At 72.2% G+C, this 12,565-nt stretch carries 16 protein-coding genes; 14 read left to right on the top strand and 2 right to left on the bottom strand.

The window, feature by feature from the left end; genetic code table 11:
* The first annotated feature begins 8 nt into the window (after positions 1–8).
* From MPPM_RS28830 to MPPM_RS07145, 7 genes are all read left to right on the top strand, one after another.
* A complete protein-coding gene (locus tag MPPM_RS28830; RefSeq protein WP_244573503.1) occupies positions 9–599 on the top strand; it encodes a DUF2793 domain-containing protein in 591 nt (196 codons plus the stop codon).
* On the top strand, positions 596–1,090 hold the full coding sequence (locus MPPM_RS28825; protein ID WP_244573502.1) for a hypothetical protein: 495 nt from the start codon (positions 596–598) through the stop codon (positions 1,088–1,090). The genes MPPM_RS28830 and MPPM_RS28825 overlap by 4 nt, the downstream gene beginning before the upstream one ends.
* 146 nt (positions 1,091–1,236) lie before the next feature.
* Complete coding sequence (locus MPPM_RS07165) at positions 1,237–1,809, top strand: hypothetical protein (RefSeq protein ID WP_096484451.1); 573 nt, start codon at positions 1,237–1,239, stop codon at positions 1,807–1,809.
* Positions 1,810–1,871: 62 nt separating this feature from the next.
* Positions 1,872–2,225, top strand: a complete 354-nt coding sequence (locus tag MPPM_RS07160) for a hypothetical protein (protein WP_096484450.1) — start codon at positions 1,872–1,874, stop codon at positions 2,223–2,225.
* Between the two features lie 20 nt (positions 2,226–2,245).
* Positions 2,246–2,479 carry a hypothetical protein gene (locus tag MPPM_RS07155; RefSeq protein ID WP_096484449.1) on the top strand — a complete coding sequence of 78 codons (234 nt, stop codon included), beginning with the start codon at positions 2,246–2,248 and terminating at the stop codon, positions 2,477–2,479.
* A gap of 188 nt (positions 2,480–2,667) precedes the next feature.
* On the top strand, positions 2,668–3,039 hold the full coding sequence (locus tag MPPM_RS07150; protein WP_096484448.1) for a PepSY domain-containing protein: 372 nt from the start codon (positions 2,668–2,670) through the stop codon (positions 3,037–3,039).
* 37 nt (positions 3,040–3,076) lie between these two features.
* On the top strand, positions 3,077–3,754 hold the full coding sequence (locus tag MPPM_RS07145; RefSeq protein ID WP_026105562.1) for a response regulator transcription factor: 678 nt from the start codon (positions 3,077–3,079) through the stop codon (positions 3,752–3,754).
* 4 nt (positions 3,755–3,758) lie between these two features.
* On the opposite strand, the gene MPPM_RS07140 is transcribed toward MPPM_RS07145, so the two are convergent.
* Positions 3,759–4,070 carry a type II toxin-antitoxin system VapC family toxin gene (locus MPPM_RS07140; protein WP_244573501.1) on the bottom strand — a complete coding sequence of 104 codons (312 nt, stop codon included), beginning with the start codon at positions 4,068–4,070 and terminating at the stop codon, positions 3,759–3,761.
* 87 nt (positions 4,071–4,157) lie between these two features.
* Entirely contained in the window at positions 4,158–4,394 is a 237-nt protein-coding gene (locus tag MPPM_RS07135; RefSeq protein WP_096484447.1) for a type II toxin-antitoxin system VapB family antitoxin, read from the bottom strand.
* Positions 4,395–4,486: 92 nt separating this feature from the next.
* On the opposite strand from MPPM_RS07135, the gene MPPM_RS07130 reads away from it, so the two are divergent.
* The 7 genes from MPPM_RS07130 (at position 4,487) to MPPM_RS07100 (ending at position 12,538) form a co-directional block, all read left to right on the top strand.
* Complete coding sequence (locus MPPM_RS07130) at positions 4,487–5,902, top strand: ATP-binding protein (protein WP_096484446.1); 1,416 nt, start codon at positions 4,487–4,489, stop codon at positions 5,900–5,902.
* A 148-nt stretch (positions 5,903–6,050) separates the two neighbouring features.
* Positions 6,051–7,589, top strand: coding sequence for a c-type cytochrome biogenesis protein CcmI (gene ccmI, locus MPPM_RS07125; protein WP_096487763.1), 1,539 nt, complete (start codon positions 6,051–6,053; stop codon positions 7,587–7,589).
* A 169-nt stretch (positions 7,590–7,758) separates the two neighbouring features.
* Positions 7,759–8,268: a cytochrome c maturation protein CcmE gene (gene ccmE, locus MPPM_RS07120; protein ID WP_096484445.1), complete on the top strand. Its 510-nt coding sequence runs from the start codon at positions 7,759–7,761 to the stop codon at positions 8,266–8,268.
* A 46-nt stretch (positions 8,269–8,314) separates the two neighbouring features.
* Positions 8,315–10,315 (top strand): heme lyase CcmF/NrfE family subunit, encoded by a 2,001-nt coding sequence (locus tag MPPM_RS07115; protein ID WP_096484444.1) that lies wholly within the window; start codon positions 8,315–8,317, stop codon positions 10,313–10,315.
* Entirely contained in the window at positions 10,312–10,770 is a 459-nt protein-coding gene (locus MPPM_RS07110) for a cytochrome c-type biogenesis protein (protein ID WP_096484443.1), read from the top strand. The genes MPPM_RS07115 and MPPM_RS07110 overlap by 4 nt, the downstream gene beginning before the upstream one ends.
* 86 nt (positions 10,771–10,856) lie before the next feature.
* Complete coding sequence (locus MPPM_RS07105; RefSeq protein WP_096484442.1) at positions 10,857–11,534, top strand: DUF1007 family protein; 678 nt, start codon at positions 10,857–10,859, stop codon at positions 11,532–11,534.
* Positions 11,525–12,538, top strand: coding sequence for a nickel/cobalt transporter (locus MPPM_RS07100; RefSeq protein WP_096484441.1), 1,014 nt, complete (start codon positions 11,525–11,527; stop codon positions 12,536–12,538). The genes MPPM_RS07105 and MPPM_RS07100 overlap by 10 nt, the downstream gene beginning before the upstream one ends.
* The last annotated feature ends 27 nt before the right edge of the window (positions 12,539–12,565 follow it).

The following is a 12,565-nucleotide window of genomic DNA, read 5'->3' as shown; positions in this document are numbered from 1 at the left end:
AGTGGCCCATGGCCGACACGACCCCGAGTCTCGCCCTGCCGCTGATCGCCGGCGGGCAAGCCCAGAAACACGTCACCCACAACGAGGCGCTGGCGCAGCTCGACGCGCTGGTTCAGCTCGCCGTTCTCGACAAGGACCGCACCGCGCCGCCCGCGAGCCCCGCCGAGGGCGACCGCTACCTGATCGCCGCGCGCGATCCGAGCGGCGCCTGGGCGGGGTGGGCCGGCCGCATCGCCCGGTTCCAGGACGGCGCGTGGCTGTCGCTGACGCCGCGGGCGGGCTGGACCGCCTTCGTCGCCGACGAGGCCGAGCCCTACCTCTTCACCGGCTCGGCCTGGATGCCGCTGCGGGCCACGCTGACCGCCCTGCAAAACCTCTCCCGCCTCGGGATCGGCACGGGGGCGGATGCGGACAACCCCTTCGCGGCCAAGCTCAACAAGGCGCTCTGGACCGCGCTGACGAGCGCCGAGGGCGGCAGCGGGGATCTGCGTTACACCCTCAACAAGCAGGCGGCCGGCAACGTCCTCTCCCTGCTATGCAGACCGGGTTCTCCGCCCGCGCCGAGATCGGTCTCACGGGCGACGACGACCTTCGCGTGAAGGTCTCTCCGAACGGCGGCGACTGGTTCGAGGCCCTGCGGATCGACCGCGCGACGGGGCGGGTCGCCTTTCCCGGCCGGGTCAGGGTCGCGGACCTGCCGGTGCTGACCGCACAGGTGCTGGCCGGCAACAGCGGGTCGGGCGCCGTCGCGGCAGGGGCGACCCGGTACTTCACCAACGCCCTCGTCGGCGGCCACCCGAGCGAAGTCTATGCCGCCGCCGGCCGGCGGGGACGATTCCGGGATCTGCGCGTGGTGACACAGGGCGCCCCGGGCGACGGCCAGAGCTGGACCTTCACGCTCCAGAAACTGTTCGCCGACACGCCCCTGACCTGCACGATTTCCGGGGCCGGCTCCAACGCGGCGGCCGACCTCGTCAACGGCGCGGTCTTCGAGGGATCGGACCGCTGGTGCCTCAAGATCGTGTCGAGCCGCGGCGCACCGGCCACGTCCAACATCCTGTTCTCGCTGCTGTTCGAGGCCTTGGATTAGGCCGCCGACGACGGCGTCGCCGGACCGCCCGTGGCACAGCCGCTGCACGCCCTCGCACCAGTCCCGCTCCGGCGCTCCACGAGGCCGCGGGCACGGCGCCACCCGCTGAACCCTTCCCTTCCGCCCTCCGAGACAGGATCGCATCCATGGCGCCCACCGCTCTCCTCGCCCGAACCATCGCCCGCTTCGTTCTCGCCGCGCCCGTCCTCCCGTCGCTCCTTCTCCTTGGCGGCTGCGCGCCCGCGCACGCGACGCCGCTTCCCGCCGCCGATGCCGCGCTCGTCCTGCCCTGGGGCGATGCCGTGCTGGCGCTCGTCCAGGGCGTGGCCGCGCTGCTGACGCCGGTGCTCGTCGCCGCATTCGCGGCGGCGCTCGCTCGCTTCGGCGGCCCCTTGCGCCTTCTCATCACCGACGCGCTCGTCGAGCGCTTGGTGCGCAACGCCACCGACTACGCCCTGAACGCCGTGGCCGGTGCCGTCCGCGGGCGCAGGTTGACCGTTTCCGTCGGCTCGGCGGTGATCGCGCGCGCCGTGCAGCGGGCTCTCGATCAGGCACCGGCCTGGCTGCTCCGGGCAGCGGGCGGCGGCGAGGGCGTCGCGGAGAAAGTGTTCCGTTCCCTGCCGCTGGAAGCCGCGGCGACTGCCGACAACACCCTCGAGCCGGCGCTGGAGCGCGCCCTGAGGCGCGGGCCCGCACGGGAGGCCCACGCGACGGTCTGACCCGCCGGCGTCGCGAAACCCCGCGACCGACGATCCGGCGGCTCATGTCGGGAGCAGGACCCATGGACAAGATCGCCGCGGAGGCCGCGCGCCTCCTCTTCGCCGATGGCGGCGCCGGCTGGATCGTCGCGGTGCTGCTGGGGCTGGCCTGCCTCCACCTCTACCGCGACGGCCTGCGCGTGCTGGAGGCGCGCATCGCCGAGACGGGGGCCACCGCCGCGGCCCTGGAGCGCGCGTCCCAGACCAACGCCGCGGTGGCCGCCGCCCTGGAGAGCCGTACCCGCGTGCTCGAGGATCTGGTCCGGCTCACGGGCGAGACCGCCCGGACGGTCGCGCACGGCGACGAGCGCGCGCGGGAGCGGTTCGAGGATCTCCTGCGGCGCATCGGCGAGTTGCAGCACCGGCCGAATCCCTGACCCGCCACCGGGAGAATTCCATGCCTGCCCGAGCGACCTCTAGTCCGCCCCCGCCCCTGCGGAGGGGCTCGCGCCGAAGCCGGTCCCGCGCCGCCGCCGGACGCCTGGAGGCGGCGCGCCAGGGCTTCGAGCGCTCGCTGATCGCCCTGCGCCGGGCCGCGCTCGATGCGATCGACAGCGGAGATCTGGCCAGCCTCACGCTGCGCGTGTGCGGCGAGCGCCGCCTTCGCGCGAAGGCCGAGCGGGTGGCGTGAGGCGGATTTCCGGCCCGTCCCGACGGGGGAACTCCGGGGCTGGTCCCGCCTTGTCTCCGGCAACAGCGCCGACTTGGGACATGGCCCCCGACCGTAAGACAGCTTTCACGCCGAGCACATCATCGAGGGTGCCTGCGCTTGCGAACATTCAGGGCGCATTCAGTGCACGGGCACGACAGTCATCCTCGATGCGCCAAGCTCTCGCCCTGCTGATCGTCGTTTCGACCGCCGCGGTTCTCGCGGCGGGGGCGGTCGGCCCGCTTGCCGAGGAGACCGGGGCCCTCGCGCCCGTGCCGGCGCAACGGGAGCCGCTGAACCGCGGCGACGATTGCCTGTCGCCCGCCGACTTGCGCGAGGCGGTGGCCGAGAAGCGCGTCGTGCCGCCCATCGCCGCGATCCGCGCGGCGCGCCAGATCGTTCCCCGCGCCGAAATTCAGCGGGCGAGCCTGTGCCGCCATGAGGCGGGACTCGTCTACCTGCTGACGGCCTTGCGCCGGGACGGGCATTTCATGCACGTCATGGTCGATGCCCAATCGGGACAGGTGAGCGGGCAATGGTAAGGGCGTCCTTCGCCGCCCCGGATGAGGAGTGACGACCGTGCGTCTGCTCGTGGTCGAGGATGACCGTGACATCAACCGGCAGGTCGTGGCCGCGCTCGAAGAGGCCGGCTACGTCGCCGACAAGGCGTTCGACGGCGAGGAGGGCGGCTATCTCGGCGAGAACGAGCCCTACGACGCGATCATCCTCGATATGGGCCTGCCCAAGGCCGACGGCGTCACCGTGCTCCAGAACTGGCGCCGGGCCGGGGTGAAGACCCCCGTCATCATCCTCACCGCCCGCGACCGCTGGTCCGACAAGGTCGACGGCTTCGATGCCGGCGCCGACGACTACGTCACCAAGCCCTTCCACATGGAGGAGCTGATGGCCCGGGTGCGCGCCATCCTCCGCCGCGCGGCGGGGCATGCGTCGAGCCAGATCGCCTGCGGTCCCGTCACCCTCGACACCCGTTCCGGCCGCGTCTTCGTCGACGGCGCCCCGATCAAGCTGACGAGCCACGAGTACCGGCTGCTGTCCTACCTGATGCACCATACCGGCCGCGTCGTCTCCCGCGCCGAGCTGACCGAGCACCTCTACGACCAGGATTTCGACCGCGATTCCAACACCATCGAGGTGTTCGTCGGGCGGCTGAGAAAGAAGCTCGCCGTCGATCTGATCCAGACGGTGCGGGGCCTGGGCTACCTGATCGATCCGAACCAGCCGCCGGGGCGGGGGTGAGACCCTATGGGCCGCCGAGGTCGGTGAGCGCGAAATCCTCTCCCTTGTAGAGGAGCGGAACGCCGTGACCTTGCGCAACCGCGTTGGCGAAGCCGTCGCTCATATTCAGGCGGGCCGGATGCCCCGTTCCCTTGCCGTAGCGCCCGAAGGCGTCCAACGCCCGCTCCGCATCCTCCGGCGTGATCGGGACGAGACTGATCCGGGCGAGATCGAGCAGCATCGCGATATCCGCTCTGGCCGCCTCGAGCCCACCCTGCTTCTTGCGGGCGATGCCGAGGGCCGCCCCGTAGACGGCAACCGGCGAGGTGATCGGCACCTCCGCCGCTTCGAGACGTTCGGCGGAGAGCCCGTCCTTCCGGCTCTTCCGTGATGATCGCGATCAGGGCGGAGGCATCGACGAACATCACTCGTCGTTCAGCCCGTCGAAGAAGGCTTTGTCGGCCTCGAGACCCGTGGAGGGCCGCGCGGCCACGCGCTCGTGCAGAGGTTTCAGCCGCTCCCACAGGCCGGGGCGGCGCTCCTCCCGCTCCAACTCGTTGCGGACGGCGAGCTTGACGGCTTCGGTGAGCGGAACACCCTTCCGCTCGGCCGGGAGGCGGACGAGGCGGTCCGTCTCCGCATCGCGGATATGCAGGGCCATGAGCGTCTCGCCGGCGGGCGGTGTAGAAAGTCGGTGCGCATGATGTACATGCCCGCGCCTATGCGAGCGAGCCGAGATTCGAGCCAGGATTCATGACCGACCGTCTCGCCTGGCTCCCCTTGCGCCGCCGCTCCATCGCGGTCCGGCTCGCGGTCTCCTCGTTCCTGTCGAGCACCGCGATCCTCGTCATCGCGGCCTTCATCCTCACCACGCTCTACCGCGAGAACACCGAGCGCGCCTTCGACAGCCGCCTGCTCGTCTTCGCCAACAACCTCGCCACCGATCTCGTCAGCCCGAGCGAGCCCGAGACGCGCTCCTTCTCGCTCGGCGATCCGCGCTTCGACCTGCCGCTCTCGGGCTGGTACTGGCAGGTCGGGCGGCCCGACGCCAAGCCGCGGGACCTGCGCACCTCGCGCTCGCTCGTCGGCGTGCCGTTGAAAGGGCCGGATCAGGCCGGCACCGCCACCATCGGCCAGATCCGCCAGGGCTACGGCCGGGGCCAGGACGACCGGACGCTGCGGATCGTCGAGCGCGACGTCGATGTCGGCGCCGACGGGCGCTACACCGTGCGGGTGGCCGGCCCCGCCGACGAGATCGTCAACGACGTCGAGCGCTTCCGCTTCTCGCTGTTCATGACCTTCGCCCTGCTCGGCTTCTCGCTCGCGGCGACCGCGCTGCTGCAGATCCGCTTCGGCCTTGCCCCCTTGCGCAAGCTGCGCACGGCGCTCGGCACGATCCGCCGCGGCGAGGCCGACCGGATCGACGGCGAGTATCCACGCGACATCGCCCCGCTGGCGGGGGAGATCAACCTCTTGATCGAGACCAACCGGGAGATCCTGGAACGCGCCCGCACCCAGGTCGGCAACCTCGCCCACGCCCTCAAGACGCCGCTCTCGATCATCGTCAACGAGGCCGGCGGCAGCGACGCCCCGCCCGAGTTGTCAGAGAAGATCCGCGAGCAGGCGGCGGTGATGCGCGACCAGGTGAACTACCATCTCGACCGCGCCCGCGCCGCGGCGCTCGCCGGCACCCTCGGCACCTCCACCGAGGTCGAGCCGGCGCTGGCCGGCCTCGTGCGGACATTCGGCAAGATCTACCGCGACAAGGACATCGCCTACGAGGTCCACGTGCCGCCGGGCCTGCGTTTCCGCGGCGAGAAGCAGGATTTCGAGGAGATGATCGGCAATCTCGTCGACAACGCCTCGAAATGGGCGACGGGCCGGGTCTCGATCTCCGCCGCGCCGACGGGCGAGCACGATTATCCCCACCTCCTCGTCGCGGTGGAGGATGACGGACCGGGCCTGCCGGAAGAGGACCGGGCGGCGGTGCTGAAGCGCGGCCGGCGCCTCGACGAGACCAAGCCCGGCTCCGGTCTCGGCCTGTCGATCGTCGCCGATCTCGCGGCCCTCTATCGCGGCCGCTTCCGGCTGGAGGCGGCGGCCCTCGGCGGCCTGCGCGCCGTGATCGAGGTGCCGGGTGACGCGCCGGCCGGGGTCGGACAACGTTGAGTGGCACCGGATCGGCGAAGGTTACGCCGCATCCCGCCTGTGCTATGGCCCTGCTTCACCCGCGCGTGACGACGTGTCACCCGGAAGCGATGTCGTGCAGGCCCCGCTCGGGCTCTACACGGGGCCGAGCTTAAATCTTTTGGGTCTGATGACGGCGATCTGGTTCATCCTGGCGGCCATGACCGGCGCAGCTGTGTTCGCGCTGCTCTGGCCGATGTCGCGCCGCCGCCGGCAGGGAGCCGGCCCGGAGGCGCAGGGCGACGGGCTCGCCACCGAGACCGGGTTCTACGAGGATCAACTCGCCGAGATCGAGCGCGATCTCGGCCGCGGCCTCATCGCGCCGGCCGAGGCCGAGGCCGCGCGGGCCGAGGCAGCACGCCGGCTGCTGCGGGCGAGCCGCGAGGAACAGGCCGACGCATCGGGCGCGGCGCCGATCGCCGAGCCGCATCTGCGCCAGCGCCGGGCGGCCTCCGCCTTCGCGCTCTCGACCATCCCCCTCGTCGCGCTCGTCGTGTACGGCCTCTACGGCTCGCCGAACCTTCCCTCGCAGACCGACGCCGACCGCAAGGCGACCCGGGCGGGCGCGCAGGATCTGATGACCGCCATCGGCCAGATCGAGGCGCGGCTCGCCAACCATCCGGACGACGCCCGTGGCTGGAGCGTGCTCGGCCCGGTCTACATGCGGCTCGGACGCTTCGACGATGCGGCGCGCGCCTACGCCGCCCTCGTGCGCCTCAAGGGCGAGGACGCCCAAGCCCTGTCCGACTGGGGCGAGGCGCTGGTCGCCGCGGCCGACGGTACGGTCTCGCCTGAGGCGCGCAAGGTGCTGGGCCGGGCGCTCACCGCCGATCCGAAGGCAGCCAAGCCCCAGTTCTATCTCGCCCGCGGCGACGAGCAGTCCGGCGACGTGGCCGGCGCCGTGCGGCGGCTCGAGGCGATGGCCGCCGCCGCGCCCGCGGATGCGCCCTGGCTGCCGACGGTGCGGGACAACCTCGCCCGGCTGAAGGGTGAGACCGCCGCCGAGCCCAAGGCCGAGGGGAGCGGGGAGGGGCCGAAGGTCGATGCGCCGGTGGCCGGGCCCGGCAGCAACATCCAGGCCCTGCCGCCCTCCGAGCGGATCGACGCGATCCGCGGCATGGTCGAGGGGCTGGAGCGGCGCCTGGCCAAGCAGGGCGGCTCCGCCGACGAGTGGCTGCGCCTCGTGCGCTCCCACGCGGTGCTCGGCGAGCGCGACAAGGCGCTCGACGCCCTGGAGCGAGCGCGCAAGACGTTCCGCGACGACCGCGAGGCCCTGGCCCGCTTCGACGCGCAGGCCCACGAACTCGGTCTGCCCGGGGCCGGCGCGCCGCCGAAGCCGGAGGCCGGCGACAGGACCAGCGACAAGCCCGGTGACAAGCCCGCGGCCGAGCCCGACGCCGCGGCGGCCGCGATCAAGGCGATGCCGCCGGCCGAGCGCGAGGCGGCGATCCGCGGCATGGTCGCGAGTCTCGACCGGCGGCTCGCCGCCAAGGGCGGCTCCGCCGACGAGTGGATGCGGCTCGTGCGCTCCTACGGCATCCTCGGGGACCGCGCCGCCGCGACCCAGGCCCTCGACCGGGCCAAGATGGCGCTCGCGGCCAACCCGACCGCCGTCGAGCGCCTCGATGCGCTCGGCAAGGAGCTCGGCCTGAGCCCCGTCCAGCCCTAGCGGGACCGCGGCGGACCGCGTCCCCTGACAATCGGTCCCGCCCGTCCAACCTTGACCCGGCGGGCGGTCGGGCCGAAACCGGTCTCGATCAATCGCAGACGTCGGACCGCCTTCAGGCTCTCGTCAGCCTGACGGGGAGAAGAAGCCGACGAACCGGGACGGAACCGTCGTGACCCGCAAGAGCCGCCGCCTGATCCTCATCGCCGCCTGCGGCGCCGTGCTGGCGCTGGCGCTCGGGCTGATCCTGTCGGCCATGAGCGGCTCGATCGTGTTCTTCCGCTCCCCCGCCGAGGTGGCGGCGCAGGGCGTCGCGCCGGGCACGCGGTTCCGTCTCGGCGGCCTCGTCAAGGACGGCTCGGTGAAGCGCGGACCCGACCAGAACGTCGAGTTTTCCGTGACCGACACCAACGCCACGGTTCCGGTGCAGTATCGCGGCCTGCTGCCCGATCTGTTCCGCGAGGGCCAGGGCATCGTCGCCGAAGGCATGCTCGATGCCGGCGGCGTGTTCCGGGCCGACACCGTGCTGGCCAAGCACGACGAGAACTACATGCCCCGCGAGGTTGCCGACGCGCTCAAGGCGCAGGGCCGCTGGCAGGAGGGCGGGGGCAAAGAGGCTCCGAAGGATGCGGCGAAGCCGGCCTCGGCCGACGCCACCCTGGGCCAGCGCAGCGAGCGGTGAGAGATCCCATGACCATCCGCACCGAAACCGCGCGAGGAGACCGCCGGTGATCGTCGAGATCGGCCACTACGCGCTGGCCCTGGCGCTGGCTCTCTCCCTGGTTCAGGCGGTGATGCCGGCCTGGGCGGCCCGCTCGGGCGACGCGGCTTTGCGCGAGGTGGCGGGTCCCGCCGCGCTCGGCACCTTCGCCTGCATCCTGTTCGCCTTTTGCGCGCTGACCTACGCGCATGTGACGTCGGACTTCTCGGTCCAGAACGTCATTGAGAACTCGCATACCGCCAAGCCCCTGATCTACAAGATCTCCGGCGTCTGGGGGAACCACGAGGGTTCGATGCTCCTCTGGGTGCTGATCCTCGCCCTGTTCGGCGCCTGGGTCGCCACCGCCAAGACCTCCGTGCCGCCGGTGCTGCGCACCAACACGCTGATGGTGCAGGCGAGCGTCACCTTCGTGTTCGTGCTGTTCATCATCACGACCTCGAACCCGTTCGCCCGCGTTGCGCCGGCACCGCTGGAGGGCAACGACCTCAATCCGCTGCTCCAGGATCTCGGCCTCGCGATCCATCCGCCGCTGCTCTACCTCGGCTATGTCGGCTTCTCGGTCACCTTCGCCTTCGCCGTCGCCGCGCTGATCGAGGGGCGCATCGATGCCGTCTGGGCGCGGGCGGTGCGGCCCTGGGCCCTGATCGCCTGGAGCTTCCTGACGCTCGGCATCGCCATGGGCTCGTACTGGGCCTATTACGAGCTCGGCTGGGGCGGCTGGTGGTTCTGGGACCCGGTCGAGAACGCCTCGCTGATGCCCTGGATCGCCGGCACCGCGCTGCTGCACTCCATCGTCGTCATGGAGAAGCGCGACGCGCTCAAGGTCTGGACGGTGCTGCTCGCCATCCTCACCTTCTCGCTCTCCCTGGTCGGCACCTTCATCGTCCGCTCCGGGCTCCTCACCTCGGTGCACAGCTTCGCCTCCGATCCGAGCCGCGGCGTGTTCATCCTGGCGATCCTCGCGCTGTTCATCGGCGGCGCGCTGAGCCTGTTCGCGTGGCGCGCGCCGACCCTGCGCCAGGGCGGCCTGTTCGCGCCGATCTCCCGCGAGGGCGCCCTGGTGATGAACAACCTGTTCCTCGTCGCGGCCTGCGCCACGGTGTTCGTGGGCACGCTCTACCCGCTGCTCCTGGAGATGCTGACCGGCGAGAAGATCTCGGTCGGCCCGCCCTTCTTCAACTGGACCTTCATCCCCCTGGCGCTGCCGCTCCTCGTGATCGTGCCGTTCGGGCAGGCGCTGGCCTGGAAGCGGGGCGACGCGGCGGCGGCGGCGCAGCGCCTGCTGGCGGCCTTCGCGGTGGCGCTCGTCGTCGCGCTCGCCGCCGCGGCTCTGGCCTGGGGCGGTCCCGTGATGGCGCCAGTCGGCCTCGGCTTCGGCGCCTACCTCATCATCGGCTCCGCGCTCGAGATCTGGTCGCGGGCCCGCGGCTACGGCCAGAACCGGACCCGCGATCTCGGCACGACCTGGCGCCGGGCGATCGGTCTGCCGCGCTCCGCCTGGGGCACCGCCCTGGCCCATGCCGGCGTCGGCGTCGTCGTGCTCGGCATCGCCGGGCAGGGCTGGGCGACGGAGGGCCTCGCGACGATCCGGCCGGGCGGACAGGTCGCCTCCGGCCCCTACACCGCCACCCTCGACCGGGTCGGTCCGACCAAGGGCGAGAACTACGAGGAGACCACCGCCTTCCTGACCCTGCGCAACCGCGCGGGCGACTATGTCGGCACGGTCGAGACCGGCAAGCGCTTCTATCCCTCCCGCCGCATGACGGTGACGGAATCCGGTCTGAAGACGGTCGGCGTGAGCCAGATCTACGCCAGCCTCGGCGAGGTGCTGCCCGACGGCTCCATCGGCATGCGGCTCTACTTCAAGCCGCTGGTGCTGCTGATCTGGATCGGCTCCATCATCATGGCGGCGGGCGGCGGCCTCTCGCTCACCGACCGGCGCATGCGCGTCGGCGCCCCGGTCAAGGCACGCGCCAAGCTGCCCCCCTCCGCGGTGCCCGCCGAATGAACCGCCTTCGCTCCGCCCTCGTCGCCCTCGCCCTGAGCCTCACGGCCCTCCCGGCGCTCGCCGTGCAGCCGGACGAGGTGCTGAAAGACCCCGCCATGGAGGCGCGGGCGCGGGAGATCTCGGAAGGTTTGCGCTGCCTCGTCTGCCAGAATCAGTCGATCGACGATTCCGACGCGCCGCTCGCCAAGGATCTGCGCGTGCTGGTGCGCGAGCGGCTCAAGGAGGGCGACAGCAACGGCCAGGTCGTCGATTACGTCGTGGCCCGCTACGGCGAGTTCGTGCTGCTGCGCCCCGTCTTCGGCTGGCACACGCTGCTACTCTGGCTGAGCCCGCTGCTCGCGGTGGGCCTCGGCGCCTTCGGCATCTGGCGCCTGTCGCGCCGCCGTGCGCCGAGGGCGGACGGCCTCTCCGCCGCGGAGAAGGCCGAAGTCGAGGCGCTGCTCAAGCGGCCGTAGAGCGGGCGCGCCCTGCTTTCGCCCGATCGGCCGGGCAGGGTCATCGGCATCGTCGTCACCCTCCGACCCGCTTCGCCCCGAGCGTCATGCCGATCGCCGCCTCTTTCCGACGTCTCGCCCTTGCCGCCGCGTTCGGCCTCGCGGCCGGTCTTGCCGCTTCGAGCCCGGCCTCCGCCCACCCCCATGTCTGGATCACCGCGAAGGCCGAACTCGCCTACGAGGCGGGCCGCGTCACCGGCATCCGCCACGCCTGGACCTTCGATCCCGAATACACCGCCTTCCTGACGCAGGGGCTCGACGCCAACGGCGACGGCACGGTCTCGCCCGAGGAGCTTCAGGGCTCGGCCAAGGAGCACGCCGCCAACCTCGCCGAGTTCGCCTACTTCACGAAGCTCAAGGTGGCGGGCAAGGAGCAGGCCTTCGCCGAGCCGCAGGAGGCGCGCATGGCGATGGAGGGCGGCAAGCTCACCTTGAGCTTCCTGCTGCCGCTCAAGACCCCCACCGCCCAGGGCCGGGGCGTCGCGGCGGTCGAGATCTACGATCCCACCTACTTCATCGCCTTCAGTCTTGCCGAGGGGGCCGATGCGCTGCGTCTGGCCGGCGCCGCCTCCGGCTGCAGCATGACCATCACGCGAGCGAAGAACACCGAGCCGGCGGTGGCCTCCGCCGGACAGTCTATGACGGAGGCGATGTTCGAGGCGCTCACCGCGGCCTCGAATTACGGCGAGCAATTCGCCAACCGAGCCATCGTCGCATGTCCCTGACCGCCTCCCTGCGTCCCGCGGGCTTGGCGGCTGGCCGCTGGCCGCGCCGACTGGCGCTCGCCGCCGGGGCGGTGCTGGCGGCCGCCGGCCTCCTCGCCGCACTTGCCGCCGCGCTCGGCCCCGTCGCCGCGCCGCCGCCGCGCTCGCCCTTCGGCATCGGCTTTCGCGAGGCCGCCCCGCCGACGACCGGGCTCGGCAGCTGGCTGCTGGCGGTGCAGTCCAACTTTTCGAGCCAGCTTCGGGCGGCCGTGTCGGCCCTGAAGGCGGGCGGCTCCTGGACGCCGCTCGTGGTGATGGGCTTCGCCTACGGCGTGTTCCACGCCGCCGGGCCCGGTCACGGCAAGGCGGTGATCGCCGGCTACATCGTGGCGGGCGAGCGCACGCTGCGGCGCGGCTTCGCCCTGAGCGCCGCCGCCGCCCTGCTGCAAGCCTGCGTCGCCATCGCCATCGTGCTGGTCGGCGTCTTCATCCTCCGGGCGACCGCTGCCGGCATGACGCGGGCCGGCACCCTGATCGAGACGGTCAGTTTCGCCCTCGTGGCCGGGCTCGGCGCCGCGGTGACGTGGCGCAAGGCCGGGCGGCTCGCCGGCCTCGTCACCGACACCCCGGCCGAGGCCTGCGGCCCCGGCTGCGGCCACGCGCACCTGACGGATGCCGCCGCCCTCGACCGGCTCGGCGGCTGGCGCGAGCGGGCCGGCGTGGTGCTCGCCGCCGGCTCCCGGCCCTGCGCCGGGGCGGTGCTGATCCTCGTGTTCTGCGCCGCGCAGGGCATGCTCTCCGCCGGCATCGCCGCGACCTTCGCCATGGCGCTCGGCACCGCGCTCACCACCGGAGCGCTGGCGAGCCTCGCGGTCTTCGCCAAGGCTCTGGCCCTGCGGCTCGCCGGCGGGCGCGGGCAGGCTGGCGCCCTCGCGGTCGGCGGGCTCGAACTCCTGGCAGGGGCCTTCGTGCTGGTGCTGGGGCTCGCTATGCTGTCGGGGCTGGCCACGGGCATGGGTGGCTAAACGCCCCCTCGCCAAGTCCCTCTATGC

The sequence above is a fragment of the Methylorubrum populi genome (genome assembly GCF_002355515.1).
Lineage (GTDB): Bacteria > Pseudomonadota > Alphaproteobacteria > Rhizobiales > Beijerinckiaceae > Methylobacterium > Methylobacterium populi_A.
This window is presented reverse-complemented; position numbering and strand designations above follow the sequence as displayed.